17 protein-coding genes are annotated in these 18,549 nt (G+C 57.6%); 10 read left to right on the top strand and 7 right to left on the bottom strand.

All coding sequences use genetic code 11. The features are described 5' to 3' along the window. Nucleotides 1-12: 12 nt before the first annotated feature. The 3 genes from HY896_02660 to HY896_02650 form a co-directional block, all read right to left on the bottom strand. Nucleotides 13-534 carry a hypothetical protein gene (locus HY896_02660; GenBank protein MBI5575247.1) on the bottom strand — a complete coding sequence of 174 codons (522 nt, stop codon included), beginning with the start codon at nucleotides 532-534 and terminating at the stop codon, nucleotides 13-15. A gap of 448 nt (nucleotides 535-982) precedes the next feature. Beyond that, nucleotides 983-3,073 carry a YjbH domain-containing protein gene (locus HY896_02655; GenBank protein ID MBI5575246.1) on the bottom strand — a complete coding sequence of 697 codons (2,091 nt, stop codon included), beginning with the start codon at nucleotides 3,071-3,073 and terminating at the stop codon, nucleotides 983-985. 50 nt (nucleotides 3,074-3,123) lie between these two features. After that, nucleotides 3,124-3,945 (bottom strand): SLBB domain-containing protein, encoded by an 822-nt coding sequence (locus tag HY896_02650; GenBank protein ID MBI5575245.1) that lies wholly within the window; start codon nucleotides 3,943-3,945, stop codon nucleotides 3,124-3,126. Nucleotides 3,946-4,027: 82 nt separating this feature from the next. Here HY896_02650 and HY896_02645 point away from each other — a divergent pair, with 82 nt between their 5' ends. The 7 genes from HY896_02645 to HY896_02615 all read left to right on the top strand — a co-directional run bounded on the left by HY896_02645 (nucleotide 4,028) and on the right by HY896_02615 (nucleotide 10,702). After that, nucleotides 4,028-5,371: a UDP-glucose/GDP-mannose dehydrogenase family protein gene (locus tag HY896_02645; protein MBI5575244.1), complete on the top strand. Its 1,344-nt coding sequence runs from the start codon at nucleotides 4,028-4,030 to the stop codon at nucleotides 5,369-5,371. A gap of 148 nt (nucleotides 5,372-5,519) precedes the next feature. Further along, entirely contained in the window at nucleotides 5,520-6,584 is a 1,065-nt protein-coding gene (locus HY896_02640; GenBank protein ID MBI5575243.1) for a glucose-1-phosphate thymidylyltransferase, read from the top strand. A 60-nt stretch (nucleotides 6,585-6,644) separates the two neighbouring features. Continuing rightward, complete coding sequence (locus tag HY896_02635) at nucleotides 6,645-7,100, top strand: dTDP-4-dehydrorhamnose 3,5-epimerase family protein (protein MBI5575242.1); 456 nt, start codon at nucleotides 6,645-6,647, stop codon at nucleotides 7,098-7,100. Nucleotides 7,101-7,111: 11 nt separating this feature from the next. Further along, entirely contained in the window at nucleotides 7,112-8,131 is a 1,020-nt protein-coding gene (gene rfbB, locus HY896_02630; protein ID MBI5575241.1) for a dTDP-glucose 4,6-dehydratase, read from the top strand. A gap of 226 nt (nucleotides 8,132-8,357) precedes the next feature. Beyond that, nucleotides 8,358-8,735, top strand: coding sequence for a VanZ family protein (gene vanZ, locus HY896_02625; GenBank protein ID MBI5575240.1), 378 nt, complete (start codon nucleotides 8,358-8,360; stop codon nucleotides 8,733-8,735). A 94-nt stretch (nucleotides 8,736-8,829) separates the two neighbouring features. After that, a complete protein-coding gene (locus tag HY896_02620) occupies nucleotides 8,830-9,582 on the top strand; it encodes an electron transfer flavoprotein subunit beta/FixA family protein (protein MBI5575239.1) in 753 nt (250 codons plus the stop codon). A gap of 145 nt (nucleotides 9,583-9,727) precedes the next feature. Next, nucleotides 9,728-10,702, top strand: coding sequence for an electron transfer flavoprotein subunit alpha/FixB family protein (locus tag HY896_02615; GenBank protein MBI5575238.1), 975 nt, complete (start codon nucleotides 9,728-9,730; stop codon nucleotides 10,700-10,702). A 65-nt stretch (nucleotides 10,703-10,767) separates the two neighbouring features. Here HY896_02615 and HY896_02610 read toward each other — a convergent pair whose 3' ends face one another. Further along, a complete protein-coding gene (locus HY896_02610) occupies nucleotides 10,768-11,985 on the bottom strand; it encodes a hypothetical protein (GenBank protein ID MBI5575237.1) in 1,218 nt (405 codons plus the stop codon). A gap of 10 nt (nucleotides 11,986-11,995) precedes the next feature. Then, nucleotides 11,996-13,339 carry a cytochrome C gene (locus tag HY896_02605; GenBank protein ID MBI5575236.1) on the bottom strand — a complete coding sequence of 448 codons (1,344 nt, stop codon included), beginning with the start codon at nucleotides 13,337-13,339 and terminating at the stop codon, nucleotides 11,996-11,998. A 203-nt stretch (nucleotides 13,340-13,542) separates the two neighbouring features. On the opposite strand from HY896_02605, the gene HY896_02600 reads away from it, so the two are divergent. The 3 genes from HY896_02600 to HY896_02590 all read left to right on the top strand — a co-directional run bounded on the left by HY896_02600 (nucleotide 13,543) and on the right by HY896_02590 (nucleotide 16,939). Beyond that, on the top strand, nucleotides 13,543-14,859 hold the full coding sequence (locus tag HY896_02600) for a nucleotide sugar dehydrogenase (GenBank protein MBI5575235.1): 1,317 nt from the start codon (nucleotides 13,543-13,545) through the stop codon (nucleotides 14,857-14,859). 126 nt (nucleotides 14,860-14,985) lie between these two features. Then, nucleotides 14,986-15,954 carry an SDR family oxidoreductase gene (locus HY896_02595; GenBank protein ID MBI5575234.1) on the top strand — a complete coding sequence of 323 codons (969 nt, stop codon included), beginning with the start codon at nucleotides 14,986-14,988 and terminating at the stop codon, nucleotides 15,952-15,954. A 94-nt stretch (nucleotides 15,955-16,048) separates the two neighbouring features. Next, nucleotides 16,049-16,939: a transposase gene (locus HY896_02590; GenBank protein ID MBI5575233.1), complete on the top strand. Its 891-nt coding sequence runs from the start codon at nucleotides 16,049-16,051 to the stop codon at nucleotides 16,937-16,939. 25 nt (nucleotides 16,940-16,964) lie between these two features. Here HY896_02590 and HY896_02585 read toward each other — a convergent pair whose 3' ends face one another. Together HY896_02585 and HY896_02580 are read right to left on the bottom strand one after the other, a co-directional pair. Continuing rightward, complete coding sequence (locus tag HY896_02585; GenBank protein MBI5575232.1) at nucleotides 16,965-17,756, bottom strand: tRNA (adenine-N1)-methyltransferase; 792 nt, start codon at nucleotides 17,754-17,756, stop codon at nucleotides 16,965-16,967. A 19-nt stretch (nucleotides 17,757-17,775) separates the two neighbouring features. Continuing rightward, a complete protein-coding gene (locus HY896_02580; protein ID MBI5575231.1) occupies nucleotides 17,776-18,516 on the bottom strand; it encodes an adenine nucleotide alpha hydrolase family protein in 741 nt (246 codons plus the stop codon). Between the last annotated feature and the right edge of the window lie 33 nt (nucleotides 18,517-18,549).

Raw genomic sequence — 18,549 nt, 5'->3', positions numbered from 1 at the left:
TGAAGCGGTCACTCACCTCCCCCAGAAGGTCTCCACAAGCCCCACCTTCCAGGCGCCGTCCTCCCGGAAGAGCTTGAGCACCGCCGGTTTATCCGAAGCTTTGTAAGTCAGCAGGATTTCCGCGCGGTTTTCTTCCATCCGCCCTTTTTCCCACCTGCTTTTTTCCAGCACGATGACAGGGTCGAAATTTTTCAGGAACCCGGTCCAGTATCCTTCCGCGACCGGCCCTCCTTCCAGGAAATCGCGCAGGAGTTCCTCATCCGGGACCTTTTCGCCTGTGGATTTTTCAATAGCCTTCCCGGCTTCCTCCATAATGACTTTCCGGGATTCGACGGACAACCCCGCCCAGATTGCCGGGTAGTTCTTCTCTCGCATAGCCTTGAACAGGGATTCCGTGGAGGCGAGGATTTTCTCCAATGAGTCGTCGGGATAGCCTGCCTGGATGCCCGGATGCAGGAAGGAGATCGGCGACATCAGGAAAAGCGCCGCGATCGCAATTCGCAGGAACACGTTACGGCTAACGGTCCTGGTCATATGAGGTTCGGTGGAACGAAAGTTATTGCGGGCAACTCGTGGGCGACGTTGTCCCCCCCCCACCTCCGCCTCCCACCGCAAGACCGATGGCGAGAAGTCCGGCGCCGATCAGCGCAACTTTGCCGATAGTGCCCGTTGTGGTTCCCGCAGCCACGGTTTTTCCCGCGTCTTCTCCCGCCTTGGCTGCCGCTTTTGCCGCAGGAGTCTCGGGTTTCGCTGGCGGGGTCTCAGGTTTCGCTGCCGGAGGTTCCGTCTTTTGGATTGGTTCACCCTCCGGCCCGGTTATCCCTCTTCCCTTGGGCCAAAGCTCCCATTCCGCAGCCAGCGAATTAGTTACGGCTCCCTGTGAAACCATAAGGAAAGCCGTGATGGAAAGAATGGCGACGAGTACCCGAAATGAGATATTTCCTGCTGCGCGGCTCATAAAATTCCTTTTTAAGTTAATAAGTTACCTCTGTGCTTTATACACGGTTTCCAACTCTTTGTCAAGGCGGACGCCCGCGCTCCCGCCCATCAAATCGAACAATGTTCTATAATGGTCCACATCCTGTGCAACGTCCCTGGTCCAGGGAGATATGGCATACCTGTAAGACGTTTTCGAATCGTGTCCCGTGAACAAGCGGATGGGGATATCGACTGATATACCCTTGTCGTTATATCCGCGATTGAGGCTGTCGCTGAAGATCGACGTATCGGTGACGCTGTACCACGCCGACAGTGACACCCCGTTTATGGTTTTCGTGAAGGTAAACCTGGCCCCTTTGTCGCCCGCGAGGAATCTTCCCGCCTTGATGTCGAAATGTACGTCATATTCCGGAACGTTGATCCGAGCGTTGAGGAAGGTAGTGTGGAAACGTTCTTCCCCTGTCAGGCGGAATGGATAGCCCGGGTCCCGCTTTTTCACGAAGCTTCCTCCGATCCCTGCGAACGCCCTGCCGCGGAGCAGTGGAATCGCCATTTCGCCGTCGACGCCGGCGTACTCGACCTCGAGCAGCCCCCCCGAAATTTTTCCGTATGCGGGGTACGGAGCCTTGACGATCTGCTCGAACATCAGTCTCCCGAGGGTCGCCTCCTCTCTTTTGTACGCGGAGATGTCGCTTCTGACCGGAATCGAAAGGGGTGTCGTCGACAGGGAGGCGGTGTTGACCGGATACCCCTCCACGCCAAGAATTGCGGACCCTCCTTTCCATGGGTAGGCGTGCAGCCATCCCAGAATGCCGAAGCGGTATTTCACGTAACCCGAAGGATCGTTGAGGAACGTTTCGAGGGACGGCTTGGCGCCGTAGGAGAACCACTGCCTCCGTTCCGTTTTTTTCATGTAGGCCTCGCTCGCATCCGTGAGGAACGCGGATAACGAAAGGAAGCGCGACGTGGAGATTTCGCCGGCGCTCAGGCCCGCGATCCCTCGGGCGGTGGTCACGAATTCGACCAGCGGGATGCCGTTCTCTTTGAGCATTATGCGAACGTATTCGACTTCTCCGGGGATCATCGGTGCGATCGCCTCGATGATGACCGCGATGGCGCGGGGATTGAAATAGTACCTGTCGTTCTGAACTTCCACGTGCAGGGTCATGCCGTCAGTATCCACTCCTATGTCACTGAAGCCGGATTCGCCCAGCGCCGCTGCGATGCGGGCCGAGCTGGAAAACCGCCGCAGTTCCGCCGGTTCGCGGTACGGATGATCGTAGATCGGAACGAGCGGCTTCCCGATGTCGAAAGCCACGGAAGCAGCCACGACGGCCTGGTTCCCGCGTTGCCAGGAAGCGTCGATTTCCGCCCACCGGACCGGCTTCCATCTAACGCCGAAGTTGAAGGGAGACGGCACAGGATCCTGGAAATATTTCTGCTGGGCGAAGTCCCCGGTCTGAAGGTGGTAACGGATGGAACTGTATTCCGCCACGAGGGCGAACGATTCTGTCGGCGCGAACTGGATCCCGCCGAACGCCTGCGCGTCCTTCAACCACTCCCTCGGTTTTCCGATCAGTTCGATTCCCAGCCCCTCGCCCTGCCCCGGCAATGCCCTCCTGCCATACCTGCCGTTACCGATCCCTATGCTGAAATCGAACGGGTAGATCTGCTTTGAGGCGACTATCGCCTGGGAAGCGAACAGGCGTGTGCCATGCGGGTCCAGGAGCGCAACCGCGATCGCAGGAGAATATTTCCCTTCGGGCAGGATCTGGAGCTTTATGTCGACCGCCTTGTCCTTGTAGTTTTTCGTCCTGACGGGGTCGTTCGGGACGGGAGCTTCGATCACTTCCGTGATCCTGCCGCTGATCTCGATGCGGGGGAAGATCCCGACGGCGCCGAAATACGTTCGGTAAGGGTGCGCCCAGCTCGCCCCGACGCGGTACCGGTTTTCCTTCATCACCCTTGCCGTCGGCGTTTCGAGGAGGCCGGTCAGTCCCAGGTTGGAAGGATAAGTGAACGGTTCGTCTCCCCCGGCGGCGGGTGTCGCCGCGGCCAGCGTCTGAAGAAGGATGGCGAGAAGAACGACTGCGGATAGGGCGGCGGTGCGTGTCTTCCCGCCGAACGCCTTCAACCGGCATTTTCGTCTCCGGATCGGAAGGATATGCGGCGCCGGGCTTCGGTTCACGGCGCCTCGACGATCGTTTCCGTTATCGCGGTGATCCGCATGAGCAGGTCGGGAAGGTTTTTCACTCCGTGGGCCCACGTACCGGGAGCCGGCATCGACGGAACCACGATCGTGTCTCCCGGCTCGATCCGGGGGGCATTCCCCGTGAAGGCGGAAATTTCCCATCGGGATTGCGCCGGGTTCCACCGGATCCACTTGTGCGCAAGGGGAACGGCAGCGGCGTCCCCCTTCATGAGGTAGATGCGTTCCTTGTCCGCCCGCTCCGAATATCCTCCCGCCATGCGAATGTAATGCGAATAATCCGCTTTCTCCGAGTGCGGGAATGCGAGGTGATCTTTGTTCCGGACCGAGCCCGCGACGGTCACCGGCGCTTTCTCCGCAGGGATGAAGAGCGTGTCGCCGTCTTCGACAAGGAGGTCCCGTTCGCTTCCTTTGAGCAGTCGCAGATGCGAAAGGCTGACTTTCGTCCTTCCCGACGGCTCGATCCTGGACAGGTATTCGATAAACGCGCGTTTCGGCCCTTCCTCGCCGGGATCGGCCAGGGCCTCCGCCTCCACCTTGGCGATAAGGTCCAGGAGTGCATTCTTTCGTGCGGCTTTGATGGAATTCCGCGTCAGCGAAGCGTCCGACGGCCGCGAGCCGTCCGCGAATCCGCCTGCCCGCTCGATAAGGGAAGAGAGGCGGGTCCCTTTCGAAAGCGCATAGGTGCCGGGATGTGCAACCCCGCCGAGCGCGGCGGCCCGGATCTCCTGCCCGAACGCGAGTGTCGCGGCGATCGAGATCGAAAGGAAAACCGCAATGGACAGCGTCGGTTTCATACTCAATTCCCTAATGCTAACATCCCCGCAATAAGGTATTTTAAAAAGGTTTATGAACCTTGAGGATATGGAGCAGGAATAGATGAATGTCGCAATCGTCGGAACGGGATACGTCGGTCTGGTTACGGGTGTATGCCTCGCGGAACGGGGCAACGATGTCCACTGCGTGGATATCAATCCGAAAATCGTTGAGAAGCTCACCTCGGGGCACGTGACGATCTACGAGCCCGGGCTTGAGGAAATCTACCAGCGGAACCTGAAAAAAGGAAGGATCCGGTTCTCCGGGAACCTGGAGGAATCGGTCCTCCGCGCGGACGTGATCTTCCTCTGCCTGCCGACGCCGCCGGGGGAAGACGGCTCGGCCGACCTGAAATACATCCTCCAGGTGGCGGACGACATCGGGAAGATCCTGGCGCGTAATCCCGGCGCGGGATACAAGGTGATCGTGGACAAGAGCACCGTCCCGGTGGGAACGAGCGAAAAGGTGGACGCGGCGATCCGCAGCCATCTGGATAACGTGTTCGAGTTCGACGTCGTGTCCAATCCGGAATTTCTGCGCGAGGGGTTCGCGGTGGAGGATTTCCTGCGGCCCGAGCGCGTCGTTATCGGCAGCGGCAACCAGCGGGCGATCGATATCCTCCAGGATCTTTACGAGCCGTTCATTCCCGCGGGGAACCCGGTCATCGTGATGGACGAGAAGAGCGCCGAGGTGACGAAATATGCGGCGAACTCTTTCCTGGCGATGAAGATCTCCTACATGAACGACCTTGCGAACTTCTGCGAGGCCGTCGGCGCGGACATAGACAAGGTCCGGCAGGGGATCGGATCGGATTCGCGGATCGGAAGCAAGTTCCTGTTTCCGGGGCTTGGGTACGGCGGGTCGTGCCTGCCCAAGGACGTGAAGGCGCTTCTGAAGACCGCGCGCGATGTGGGGACGCCGCTTTCCATCCTCCAGTCGGTCGAGGATATCAACCAGGAGCAGCGGAAGAAATTCTTCCGCAAGATGGAGAAGCATTTCAAGGGAAAGCTCGAAGGCCTTCGCGTGGCGATCTGGGGAATCGCGTTCAAGCCGAACACGGACGACACGCGCGAGGCGCCGGTGTTCCACATACTGGATTCGCTTCTGGCGGCGAGGGCGTCGGTGATCGTTTTCGATCCCGAGGCAATGGAGGGGGCGCGGCAGCGGTACGGAGACCGGATCGAGTACGCGGAATCTTCCTATGGGGCATTGCAGGGGGCCGACGCGCTGATCCTCGTCACCGAGTGGAACGAGTTCCGCAAGCCTGATTTCGGGCTGATGAAGAACCTGATGCGGCAGCCGGTGATCTTCGACGGCCGCAACATCTACGACGCGAAAAAGATGAAGGAGCGCGGCTTCCTGTACCATTCCATCGGCCGCAAAGCCGTCGAATCCCACGTTACTTAAAAACGGGGACGTTCCTGAGTTTTTTTCGGGTTTTTAAAAGTATTGATATGTGTCGATTCAAATGGCTTGGGGATGTTATCCAACTTTTCGGGCTGATGGTGATAAAAAAGTTAAGGAACGTCCCTGTTTATAGGTGTAAGGAGGGCGAATGAAGGGTCTCGTGCTCAGCGGTGGGAAGGGGACGCGGCTGCGGCCGATTACCTTCACGAGCGCCAAGCAGCTTCTGCCGATCGCGAACAAGCCGGTCCTTTTCTACTGCCTGGAGCAGCTCGCCGAGGCGGGAGTTACCGACGTAGGAATAGTGGTAGGGGACACGAAAGCGGAGATCCTCAACGCGGTGGGGGACGGCAGCCGGTTCGGCATCAAGGCCACGTACATCGAGCAGGACGCGCCCGCGGGACTTGCCCACGCCGTGATGATATCGGAGCCTTTTCTTAAAGACGATCGCTTCATCATGGTGCTGGGCGACAACCTCCTGCGGGACGGGGTCACCTCGATCGTGCGGGAGTTCCGCGAGAATCCGACCAACTGTCAGATCCTTCTCACGAAAGTGAAAAACCCGAACCAGTTCGGTGTTGCGGAGCTTCGGGAAGGGCAGGTGGTGCGGCTCGTCGAGAAGCCGAAGGAATACATCTCGGACCTGGCGCTCGTCGGCGTGTACCTCTTCGATCCCAACGTGTTCAAGGCGGTGAAGGAGATCAGGCCGTCCTGGCGCGGCGAGCTCGAAATCACCGATGCGATCCAGTGGCTGGTTTCCAACGGGTATACGGTGCGGCCGCACCTGGTCACCGGCTGGTGGAAGGACACGGGAAAGCTCGAAGACATCCTTGAAGCGAACCGGATGGTCCTCGACGGGATCGGGGACAGTCATCTCGGGCGGATCGATTCGAAAAGCCGCGTGGAGTTCAAGGTGTCGCTCGCCGAGAGCGTGGTGGTGGAGAACAGCGTCATACGGGGCCCTGCAGTGGTGGGGCCGGGCACGCGAATCGTCGATTCCTACGTGGGGCCGTTCACTTCGATCGCAGGCGGATGCACGATCCGGGGCGTGGAGGTGGAGCACAGCATAATCCTGGAAGGTTGCATGGTGGAGGGCGAGGGCGCACGTATCATAGATTCGCTCCTTGGACGGAACGTGGTAATACGTCCCGGGAACGGCCAGCCCCGTGCTTACCAATTCATGTTGGGCGACTACTCCGGGATAACCCTCCCGTAATGGCGAACACTTAAAAACAGGGACGTTCCTGAGCTTTTTATCGCGATCGAGGAGCGGAAAATGATCGACGGAGTCACGATCAAGCAGCTCAAGGTGATCCCGGACGAGCGCGGGCGGCTGATGGAAATCATGCGGGCGGACGACGCGTTCTTCAGTAAATTCGGCCAGGTTTATCTCACGACCGGGTACCCCGGGGTCGTAAAAGCCTGGCATTATCACAGGGTCCAGACGGACCACTTTTGCGTCGTCAAGGGGATGATGAAGGTGGTGCTCTACGATTCCCGCGACGGATCACCGACGAAGGGAGAGGTGAACGAGTTCTTCCTGGGGGAGCATCGGCCGGTGCTTCTCGTCATCCCTCCGCTGGTTTACCACGGTTTCAAGGCGATAGGCACGGAGGAGGCGCTCCTCATCAACATCCCCACGGAGACGTACAATTATAAGGAGCCCGACGAATTCCGGGTCGATCCCCACAAGAACGACATACCGTACTCATGGGAGAGGAAAGACGGATGAAGGAGAACGGCCTGAAGCTCATGGTCGCGGGAGGAGCCGGGTTCATCGGCTCCAACTTTATCCGGTACATACTCGGCGCGCACGAGGACTGGCGGGTCGTAAACGTCGACAAGCTCACCTACGCGGGGAATCCGGCAAATCTGAAAGAGCTGGAAGATGACGAGCGGTATCGATTTTACCGTGAGGATATCTGCAACGCTGCTCGCATCGGGGAGATCCTGTCGGTCGAAAAGCCCGATGCCATGGTCAACTTCGCAGCGGAAACGCATGTCGACCGCAGCATCGACGATCCGTCGCTGTTCCTGAAGACGAACGTTCTGGGAACACAGACCCTGCTGGAAGCCGCGCGCAATGGGGGGATCGCCCGCTATATCCAGATTTCCACCGATGAGGTCTACGGCTCGCTGGGACCGCAAGGGAAGTTCACGGAGGAATCGCCACTTCACCCGAACTCCCCGTACGCGGCCAGCAAGACGGCGGCGGATCTCCTCGTCCGCGCATGGTTCAAGACGTACGGTTTTCCCGCCATCGTGACGCGGTGCTCTAACAATTACGGGCCGTATCAATTCCCCGAGAAACTGATCCCGTTTTTCATCACGCTGCTTCGGGAGAACAGGCAGGTGCCGGTGTACGGAGACGGCATGAACGTCCGCGACTGGATCCACGTGGACGACCACTCCCGCGCCATCGAGGCTGTGCTCATGCGCGGACGTCCCGGGGAGGTCTACAATATTGGCGGCGGCAACGAGCGGACGAACATCGAGATCACGAAGATGCTCCTTTCATTTTTAGGAAAGCCCGAGTCGCTCATGAAGTTCGTGCCGGACCGGCCCGGCCACGACCGCCGGTACGCGATAGACGACACGAAGGCGCGCCGGGAGCTGGGAGTTATCCCTGAAGTACCGTTCGAGGAAGGAGTGCGGGAAACCGTTCGCTGGTACCTGGAGAACGAGTCCTGGTGGCGCGCCGTGCAGTCCGGCGAATACTTGAAGTTCTACGACCAGTGGTACTCCCGCCGGGGCCGCGCCTGACTTCAAAAACCGGACCCGAGAACCGGGTCGGAAAAAAGACTCACAAAATCCGGCCCACAAAAACAGGGACGTTCTTAAAAAGTCGAGCACAAAAACAGGGACGTTCTTGAAAAGTCGAGTGGGTGAATGTGAAAAAATCAGATAAATCGGCACAATTGGAACTGCGTCCTGAAATGAATAACTATTATCGTGCGGCAGAGTTTTTAAGAACGTCCCTGTTTTTGTGATGGCCCGAAGACGAATCTATCTCACATTGCTCGTCCTATGGGTGGCGTTCACGTTCATGCTGACCTCCTTGCCGAATCCGCAAGTGGATATCTCCCTGCCTTACCTGGACAAGATCGCCCACTTCGTTTTTTACGGCGTTATGGGGTTCCTTTGCGCGTTGTGGCAGCGGGAATCCGGCCGCAGGACGGGGGCGGCGATCCTGGCCGGCATTGTTTTCGCGTCTATAGTCGGCGCGGTCGACGAAATCCATCAGCACTGGATCCCGGGGCGATCGATGGACGTTTTGGACTGGGTCTCGGACACCGCGGGCGGCGGCGCGGGCGCCCTCGCTTCGGCTTTCCTTCCCCTCTTCCTTCCCTTTCTGCTTACTGAATAGCCATTCATTTTTTAGTTGATTCCCGGCTCTTCTTTTCGGTATCATCCCCCTGTTCCACACAGCAATGCGAATCGCGCAATGCAGGAGGTGCGGATTGAAGATTATCGTGGCGATCAAGCCCGTCCCCAACCCGGACGAGAAGGTGAAGATAAAGCCGGACGGCAGCGGGGTCGTCCTGGACAACGTGAAAATGGTGATCAACCCGTTCTGCGAAATCGCTGTCGAGGAAGGGTTGAGGATAAAGGAGAAGCAGGGCGGCGAGGTGGTGATTCTATCCGTCGGGCCGAAGGATGGAGAGCAGCAGATCCGCACGGCGCTTGCTATGGGGGCGGACCGCGCGATACTGGTGGAGACCGGGAAAGGCCTGGATAGCCTGGCAGTCGCCAAGTTCATGTCGAAGGCAGTCGAGCTGGAGAAGCCCGACCTGGTCCTGATGGGAAAGCAGGCGGTCGACGACGACAACAACCAGGTGGGACAGATCCTTGCGGCAATCCTTTCCTGGCCACAGGCGACTTTCGCATCGAAAGTGGAACTCGTGTCGGACGGAAAAAAGGCGCACGTAACTCGGGAGGTGGACGGCGGGCTGGAGACGATCGAGGTTCCGCTGCCAGCAGTCGTGACGACCGACCTGCGGCTGAACGAGCCCCGCTATGCATCTCTCCCCGGGATCATGAAGGCGAAAAAGAAAGAACTTAAGGTTATCCCCGGCGCTTCGCTTGGGGTGGATGCCGCGCCCAAGGTCCGTGTTCTTTCCCTCGCGCCTCCCAAGGAGCGGGCGGGAGGCCGGAGGGTGGCCGATGTCGCCGAGCTGGTGAACAAGCTCAAGAACGAAGCTAAAGTCCTGTGACAAAAACAGGGACGAACCTAAAAACGGGGACGTTCCTGAGTTTTTTTTTACCACATTTATTTGAAAAAACTCAGGAACGTCCCCGTTTTTAGGTTCGTCCCTGTTCTTGAGAGTGTCCCTGATTTTGAGGAGGAGGGTAGCTGAAATGGCGGACATACTGGTTGTCGTGGAGCATCAGGAAGGGGCGTTCAAGAAGACCACCCTGTCGACGATCACGGCGGCGAAGACGTATTCAGAGATGTCGGGAGGAGAAGTGGACGCGCTGGTCCTCGGAAGTGGCGCCGCTTCCGTTGCGGACACGGTGGCCAGCCATGGAGTTCGGAAAGTACTCATCGGCGATGGAGCTGCATTCGCAAAGTACCTGGCTGTGACATTTGCGCCGGCTGTGGAGCAGGTCGTAAGGGAAAAAGGGTACGGCGCAGTCTTCGCCCCGGCTTCCACCTTCGGAAAGGACTTCATGCCGCGCCTGTCGGGGCTGCTCGACGCGCCGCTTGCGAGCGATATCGTCGGGCTTGCGAAGGAAGGGGAGAAACTCCTTGTAAAGCGGCCGATGTACGCCGGAAACGCGATCGCGACGGTGGAACTTTCCGGCTCCCCGCTGCTCTTAACGGTTAGGCAGACGGCGTTCGACGCGGCTGCTCAGAGCGGCGCAAAGGCGCCGGTCGAATCGGTGAGCGTGGCGGCGGACGCGGGCGGCAGCGCCTTCGTCTCGCGGCAGGAGACGAAATCCGAGCGTCCGGAGCTCACCGAAGCGCGGGTCGTCATCTCCGCGGGGCGCGGCATCAAGGCCCAGGAGAATTTCAAACTGGTAGAAGAGCTCGCCGACCTGTTCCGCGGTGCGATCGGGGCATCGCGCGCGGCGGTGGACGCCGGGTGGGCCCCCAACGACTGGCAGGTGGGACAGACGGGTAAGATCGTCGCCCCGGAACTCTACTTCGCGCTCGGGATCTCCGGCGCCATCCAGCACCTTGCCGGAATGAAGGACTCCAAGGTGATCGTCGCCATCAACAAGGACGAGGAGGCGCCGATCTTCCAGGTGGCGGACTACGGTCTGGTGGCCGACCTGTTCAAGGCGGTGCCCGAGTTGATCGCTGAGATCAAAAAGCTGAAATCCGCGTAGGTGAAACGCTGTCGCGGGGTCTCGTGAGCAAACGGGACCTCGCGGCAAAGCCGTCTACATGTTCATCACAGGAAGTTTCTCACCGTGATGACGACCCCCAGCCCGGCCACAACTACGATCCACAGTAGAAGCAGGGCGATGCCGGCCTTTCCAAGTTTCTGGAGCGAGGGGCTCGCCTCATAAGGTCCCGCAACTCTTCCCGACTGGAACGCGACTGCAAGAAGATACGATACGATCACCAGCCCCATGACAAAGGTCGCCAGGAACAGAGCCGTGCTTCCGAAGTCCAGGTTGACCTTGTAGTCGAAAATGGAGTAGGCGAAGCGCCCTGCATACTTCATCCTGAGCGCTTCTCTCGTGGCGGACATCCCCAGGACGGCAGCCAGTCCGGCCATGCCTGCCGGCACGGCGAATCGTGCCGGGTCTTTCTGCGCGAAATAGAGGAAAATCAGAAGGCCGGCGCCGAGCAACGCTCCCGCCGCGAATAACGGGTTCGACGCGAATCGGAATTCCGCGGGAAGGACGAGAAGCCACCAGGCGCCAACGATCGCCTGGATTGCTGTGAAGAACAGCGCCATCCGGGCCCCCATGTTTCCGACCCACGCCAGATACTCACTGTCCATGTCCTCCCGGTTCTTGAAATACCACGAGTACAGCATGAGGAAAATCCCCGTCATGGCGAAGGACGGAACGATGAAGTGCAGGAACCTCGGCAGCTGGAACGCATGCAGGGATGTCCCGGAGGTGTCGACCGAGTTGCCCTTCGCGTACCACGCAAGCCATTTATCGGGCTGAAGGAGCTGGTATCCGAGGACATGCATGATAACGCCTGCGAGAAGGAAGAAAGCGAACGATGCAATTCCGTACGCGGCGAAGCCCGCTCCTTTTCCGGGTTTTTTCCCGCCGAGGTAGAAGATGTAGGCAAAGCCATACGCAAGCGCCATGATAACCAGGAAGCCCATGACCCATGCTGCGGAAAGAAGGTTGGACGAGTACCAGAACGGATCGTACAGGACCTGTACGAACAGCAACGGAGCGACCCCGAGGAGAATGGACATCGAGGCGTTGATCGTAACCGCCTTCGCCAAAGATCCTGATAGTCGTTTCCAGCGTTCGTCGTTTCTCAGATAGCCGTAAACCGAGAGGAAGGAAGAGCCTATCGTCAGGTTCACGAGCACTATATGAAGAGCGAACGTCAGCACCATGAGCGCCTGGAACACTGCCGGGTAGAACGGCACACCCATCGGGTCCTGCAACGTCTTCAGCACGGCTCCGATTTCCATGGTTCCCTCCTCACTTGATCCGGGAGATCGTATACAAGTAGGCAGCCAATGCTTCCTTCTCCGCCGCGCTCCCCGCGAATGGAGGCATGTACTGATAATCGCCGAGAGTGTCGATGAACCCCGCGATCTCGCCGATCTCCGTCGCCGCCTCTGCGTGCGGCTTGAACTCCATTCTCCTGATCATCTGCGGCATCGGCCTGATACCGGATTCGTCGAGCGTATGGCAAGAGGAGCAGAGTATCAGGGCGGTCAACTTGCCCGCTTCCAGCTTGTTGCCTTCAGTCACTTCCCTCAACCCGTCCGGCACGTAGGGCGAAACCTTGAGAATCCCTTTTTCGCTGATCGCCTTCGTCTCGGCCACCACCTGCTTCGCCGGGAAATCGTGGCCTATCAATTGGTTCGAATACATGTACTGCTGGATCACGTACGGTTTCCGGATCATTTCCCGGGTCCGTTCGATCGACCAGATCCCTCCGAAAAGGACTGCGATGGCGAGGATCGCGGGGATCAGCCTGAGCGTAAGGGGCTTGAAATTCGCGTAGACGAAATAAAGGATCAGCAATCCGAGCGAAACGAGCATCCCCGTTTTCAGGCCCGGCAGCAGGAACGACGCCATGCCCAGAACGTTTCCGGCGGCGGCGGGAAGGGTTTTTATATATAGCAGCGTGAAGACGCTCCCCAGGACCAGCCCGCCGATGCCCCACTTTGACGCCGTCCTGATGATGAAGGACTTTGCGGCATCATCGGAAAGTTTGGTCGCAACCGCGATAGCGTAAGTCGCGGCGATGGCGAACATCAGGGAGGTCCTCATCAGAAGCTGGGGCCAGTACGTCTGGTTGAAGAAACCGTCGAAGAAATTTCCCGTCGCGGGCCATTTCCCCGGCGAGGCCATGAAGGCCAGGATGCCGACTATGATGATCATCGTCGTCCATGAGCCGATCGCGAAGATCCAGCCGATCTTGAGGTGGGTCTTCCGGTCCACCTTGCCGAACGTGTAGTAATAGGTGAAGATGCCGACGACCTCTATGATGAAGAAGACCCATTCTGTCGCCCATCCCCACACGTAATTGTGGATCAGTCCGGATATCCCTCTGGGGTTCGCGACGGTCGCCGCGTACCAGATGCCGACGCCGCTCAGCGAGCCGAGGACGTAAGCAAAAACAAGTATCATTAAGGTGTATTTTCGAATGAATTCCAGGAGCTCGGGCCGATTTTCCCGGTACGCTTTCGTTTCCACGTAGATGTTGAACCACATCGCGCTCGTCGACAGGTGCGACGGCAGCATGTGAAACGCCGCGATAAGGCCCAACAGGACCCCCGCGCTCAGGCTGGGCACTTCCCACACCGGATACATGCCCTGGCTCCCCTTTCTTGTGACGTTTGATTGCGCTGATCGGAAAAACCGCGAATTCCTTTTCTTTGATTCAAGATCCGGTTTTCGGTTTCAAACCCATCGGCGGGGTGAGTAAAGCGTGGGATAACGCGAGGGAAACTAAAGCCCGTAAAGGAAAAATCCGATATATTATCTAATCCGGACCGACATACGGAGGTGAATGGATGACAGCGGCGATTGCCCGTGGGAACCTGCTTTCACGGCTGAAGAGAAAGAATTTCACGGCGGCGGTGATCGGCCTGGGGTACGTGGGACTGCCCCTCGCGGTGGAGTATGCGGACGCCGGCATTCAGGTGATCGGCATCGACGTGGACGGAGTGAAGGTCCGCACGATACGGGCCGGGAAATCGTACATCGGAGACATCCCGTCCGAATCCATCGCCGCGGCAGTGGAGGCCGGTCTCCTTCGCGCGACCACCGATTTCTCGGCGCTGGCGGAGGCCGACACCGTGAATATCTGCGTTCCCACTCCGCTTCGCAAGACGAAGGACCCCGATCTTTCCTATATCGTCAATGCGGCGGAACAGGTAGTGAAGTACCTCCACAAGGACATGCTCATCGTCCTGGAAAGCACCACCTATCCCGGGACGACCGACGAGGTGCTCGTGCCTATGTTCGAGCAGAAGGGGTTCAAGGTCGGGCGGGACATTTTCCTGGCGTTTTCGCCGGAGCGTGTGGACCCCGGAAACGCCCAGTACACGACGAAGAACATCCCCAAAGTGGTCGGAGGCGTTACGCCGAAGTGCTCGAAGATGGCGGCGACGCTTTACGGCGGCGTGCTTCAGAACGTCCATCCGGTCTCCTGCTCGTCGGTCGCGGAGATGGTCAAGCTGCTGGAGAACACCTTCCGCTCGGTGAATATCGGGCTGGTGAACGAGATCGCGCTCATGTGCGACCGCATGGGGATCGACGTCTGGGAGGTGATCGACGCGGCGAAGACAAAACCGTTCGGGTTCATGCCGTTCTACCCGGGGCCGGGGATAGGCGGCCACTGCATCCCGCTGGACCCGTTCTACCTGTCGTGGAAGGCGAAACAGTTCGGCTTCGAGTCGCGCTTCATCGAGCTGGCGGGAGTGATCAACGCGCAAATGCCGCATTTCGTCGTCGGGAAGGTCGGCGACGCGCTCAACCGGTTCAGGAAATCGATAAACGGGGCGAAGATCCTGGTCCTCGGCGTCGCCTACAAGAAGAACATAAGCGACGTGAGGGAGTCCCCGGCGCTGGACATCCTGCAGCTCCTGATGAAGAAGGGCGCGATCCTTTCCTACAGCGATCCGTTCGTTCCGGAGCTGAACGAGCACGGGATCCGCATGAAGGGAGAGAAGTTTTCGGCCGCCACACTGCGGAAGGCCGATTGCGTGGTGCTGGTGACCGACCATGAACAGTTCGACCGGGAACTGATCGCCCGCGAATCCAAGGCGGTCGTCGACACCCGAAACGCCCTGAAGGGCTACACCGGCGACAACATCATCAAGCTATGAATACCTAAAAACGGGGACGTTCCTGAGCTTTTCCTTAAAAATGGGGACGTTCCTTGACTTTTTGTACGGGGGTGCGGATATGTATTTTGTTATCGTAAATAATATTGACGATACAGGCGATCGATCATGAATTATCTCGTAACCGGCGGGGCGGGATTCATCGGGTCCAATCTGACCGAAGCGTTGCTTGCGGCAGGGCACAAGGTCCGGATCATGGACAACTTCCTTACCGGGAAACGTGAAAACATTGCTGGATACGCGGAGAGGTTCGCCGGCTCGTTTGAACTTTTTGAAGGGGATCTGCGTGACCTGGTTGCAACACGCAAGGCGTGCGAGGGGACCGAGTATATCCTGCATCAGGGGGCTCTTCCCTCCGTGCCCCGTTCGGTGGCGGACCCGGTTCTCTCGAACTCGATCAACGTGGAAGGGACGGTCAACCTTCTCGTCGCCGCCAGGGACGCCGGGGTCCGGCGGGTCGTTTTCGCCGCCTCCTCATCCGCTTACGGAGACACTCCCGAACTTCCCAAGCGCGAGTCTATGAAGCCCTCTCCCAAAAGTCCCTACGCCTTGCAGAAACTCGCAGGCGAACATTACATGCGGATCTTCTATGAAGTGTACGGGTTGGAGACGGTGGCGCTGCGTTATTTCAACGTGTTCGGCCCGAAGCAGGATCCGAAATCGACGTACGCTGCCGTCATACCCAGGTTCATCACTTCCGTGCTGTCCGGAAATCCCCCGACGGTTTACGGGGATGGCCTCCAGACACGCGATTTCACGTACGTCGACAACGTTATTGAAGCCAACATTCTTGCAAGCAAAGCACCTGCCTCCGCGTGCGGGAAGGTGGTAAATATCGCCTGCGGAGAGCGGATCTCCCTCCTCGATATCCTCGAGATCATTTACGGGTTGGCGGGCCGGCGTGTCACTCCGAAATTCGAGCCTTCGCGCACTGGAGACGTACGCGATTCCCTCGCCGATATTTCCCTTGCGAAGGACCTGATAGGCTACTCCCCGAAGGTCGGCTTTTCGGTCGGTCTTTCCCATACCTTCGATTTTTTCCGCAATTTCCAACCCCCAAAACAGGGACGTTCTTAAAAAGTTCCGTGCTTAAAGGTATATTTCCCCCTTAGATTTACCCCATGCTTGTCTCTGTTTTATGAATGGCCCGATTATTGATTGTTATTTCAACATGTCAAGAAGCCCAAGGGTCGATTTCCCCGGAGCGGTTCATCACGTTTACGCACGTGGAATCGAGAAGCGAAAAATATTTTTCGATGATTGGGACCGGACGGTTTTCCTACAACGTGTTTTGTCAAACGTACCCAGATGGAAAGTTCGTTGCATTGCTTGGGCTTTGATGGAGAATCATTTTCATTTTCTCGTCATCAGTGATGGTGGAAATCTTCCGTTCTTCATGCGATGTTTGCTGACAGGATATTCCCTATATTTCAATGACAGACACATGCGTGCGGGACATCTTTTTCAAAACCGATACAAATCCCGACACATCATTAAGGAATCCCATTTGCTTGCTGCAATCCGTTATATACATCTGAATCCAGTCAGGTCTGGCCTTGTCCATTCAATTGAGGATCTTGCGAAATATCCATGGACAGGACACGAGGAACTATTGTCTGATTCCGCAGGTTGGATGGATTTCGAAACCTTGGAGAGTTTATTTTCTGATGGAGGCCGGGAAAACTGGAAGATTGAATACCGTAAGTTTGTCGAATTCGGATACACGATATATTCCGCAGGGAATGGTTGTATCGAGAGAGAAAAGCGCAATTTATTCGGAGAGGTCGATAATGCAACTACCCGATTCAATGATGATGGGAAACCCCCGGAAGTATTTTGTGAAATATTGCGTCATGTATCTGCACAAACCGGAGTTCCTGCGGAAATAATCATGGATGGAGGAAGAAGATATTGTGAGGTCAATGCCAGAAGGGAATTGCTTAACATGTGCAAGAAGGAATTGAATTTCCCGGTTGTAAAATTGGCTCGATGGCTTGGAATTTCGGAATCCAGCGCGAGTTATCTTCTAAAAACGAAGAAATCCGAGAGACGAAGTTTTTAAGAACGTCCCTGTTTTTGAAAATGAGTTATTGAATTTTCCGGCTTGTGATGATGAAGGCCGAGTGAGAGAACATCCACTGGACGGGTCGGACAGACAGGCCTTTGACGTGCCAGGGACGGTGAATCACTTCGAATACTTCAGGTTCGCTGAAGGATCCCTGTTCTGCAAGGCGATCGACCATCTGCTTCACCTGGATCGTGGACGGAAGATAGGACAGCACGATTCCACCCGGAACCAGCGCCGCGACGGCATGCTCGACGGCCCGCCACGGCTCCGGCAGATCGAGTACGATCCGATCCACCTCCTTTTCCTCGATACCGGAGTAAATGTCCCGCACCTTGACTTCGAGATTTTGGCAATCTCCCAAAAATCTCGTTACGGTCCTTTTCCCGCTCTCCGCGAAATCCTCCCTGATTTCGTAAGAGACGACTCGTCCCGCGGGACCGACAGCTTCGAGTAACTTGATCGTCAGCGCTCCCCATCCGATACCGGCTTCGATCACCGTTGCCCCGGGGAAAATGTCCGCCCAAAGGAGGATCGGCCCGATATCCTTGGGATAGATAATCTGTGCGTGGCGCTTGAGGTTGAGGATGTATTGGTTGAACGTGGGGCGGAATACACGATATGCGGTTCCCCTCGCAGTCCAAACGATGCTTCCGTCCGGTTTGCCGATTATGTCGTCGTGAAGGATGTTTCCCTTATGAGTTCCGAACGGTTTTCCCGGAGTGAGCGTCAGAAGATGCTCCTCGCCTTTCGGATCGATCAGGATGATATCTTCGCCTGCCTGCAACGGCCCTCTCGGATGTCGGCCTGCCATGTTTTCTCCTGGATTTTTATTAGCCGGATTTTTTTTCGGTTCGTCTCCGGGCTTTGGCAACCGTCTCCTTCAGGCGGCAATAGCTACAGGTTTCAGCATAGGTCGGGGCGCCGCAGGTTATGCATTTGCGCGACCTGCCATCGATATCTTGATCCGGCGGACTCTGGTTTTTTCTTGGAAAACCCAAGTGAACGTTAAAAAGTTCAGGAACGTCCCCGTTTTTGTCTTTCCCGTTTTCGACGAAGTTTTTAAGAACGTCCCTGTTTTTGAGGAAGCCCTGGTAGAAGCGGCGGCGGGTGCCGGGCATCGCCTCTTCGATGAGGGAGAGGGCTTCCTTGTAGACGAGGGAGGTAGCGTCTTCGCTCATCGGGCATTCCTCGGTCACGAAATCGATACCCTTCAGGAATCCGTAAGACGCCGTTTCAACCTCGCTCACACGCCACAGGGGCTTTACCTTCCGAACGAGCCCGCCTTCCGACTCGGGGAGCAGGGGATGCTGGCGGGAAAGGTGGCCGTCGTCCCAGTGCAGCAGGTTTCCCAGAAGACGCGCCGCCTCGTCGTCGAGGTTGTGCCCCGTGGCGACGGCAGTGAACCCACTATCCGCCGCAATACGGTTGAAGAAATATCGCTTCACCGTGCCGCATACGGAGCACTCCTCCTTGCGCGCCCGCCTGGACGCTTCGGGAATCGGCACGCCCTCCGCGCGCAGGTCCACGACGATCGGTTTCTTCCCGCGGGAAGCGGCATAGGCAAGGGTCATCGCCCTCGAGCGCTCCGAGTATCCCTCAATGCC

The sequence above is a fragment of the Deltaproteobacteria bacterium genome (assembly GCA_016218975.1).
In the GTDB taxonomy this organism is placed as follows: Bacteria; Desulfobacterota; Deferrimicrobia; order Deferrimicrobiales; family Deferrimicrobiaceae; genus JAENIX01.
Note: the sequence above shows the minus strand (reverse complement) of the source record. Positions and strands in the feature narration are given on the sequence as shown.

Coding starts and splice junctions, on each gene's coding strand:
- HY896_02660 (MBI5575247.1), bottom strand. CDS start 534: ATGACCAGGACCGTTAGCCGTAACGTGTTCCTGCGAATTGCGATCGCG.
- HY896_02590 (MBI5575233.1), top strand. CDS start 16,049: ATGTCAAGAAGCCCAAGGGTCGATTTCCCCGGAGCGGTTCATCACGTT.
- HY896_02615 (MBI5575238.1), top strand. CDS start 9,728: ATGGCGGACATACTGGTTGTCGTGGAGCATCAGGAAGGGGCGTTCAAG.
- HY896_02640 (MBI5575243.1), top strand. CDS start 5,520: ATGAAGGGTCTCGTGCTCAGCGGTGGGAAGGGGACGCGGCTGCGGCCG.
- HY896_02650 (MBI5575245.1), bottom strand. CDS start 3,945: ATGAAACCGACGCTGTCCATTGCGGTTTTCCTTTCGATCTCGATCGCC.
- HY896_02580 (MBI5575231.1), bottom strand. CDS start 18,516: ATGACCCTTGCCTATGCCGCTTCCCGCGGGAAGAAACCGATCGTCGTG.
- HY896_02605 (MBI5575236.1), bottom strand. CDS start 13,339: ATGTATCCGGTGTGGGAAGTGCCCAGCCTGAGCGCGGGGGTCCTGTTG.
- HY896_02635 (MBI5575242.1), top strand. CDS start 6,645: ATGATCGACGGAGTCACGATCAAGCAGCTCAAGGTGATCCCGGACGAG.
- HY896_02595 (MBI5575234.1), top strand. CDS start 14,986: ATGAATTATCTCGTAACCGGCGGGGCGGGATTCATCGGGTCCAATCTG.
- vanZ (MBI5575240.1), top strand. CDS start 8,358: ATGGCCCGAAGACGAATCTATCTCACATTGCTCGTCCTATGGGTGGCG.
- HY896_02645 (MBI5575244.1), top strand. CDS start 4,028: ATGAATGTCGCAATCGTCGGAACGGGATACGTCGGTCTGGTTACGGGT.
- HY896_02610 (MBI5575237.1), bottom strand. CDS start 11,985: ATGGAAATCGGAGCCGTGCTGAAGACGTTGCAGGACCCGATGGGTGTG.
- HY896_02600 (MBI5575235.1), top strand. CDS start 13,543: ATGACAGCGGCGATTGCCCGTGGGAACCTGCTTTCACGGCTGAAGAGA.
- HY896_02585 (MBI5575232.1), bottom strand. CDS start 17,756: ATGGCAGGCCGACATCCGAGAGGGCCGTTGCAGGCAGGCGAAGATATC.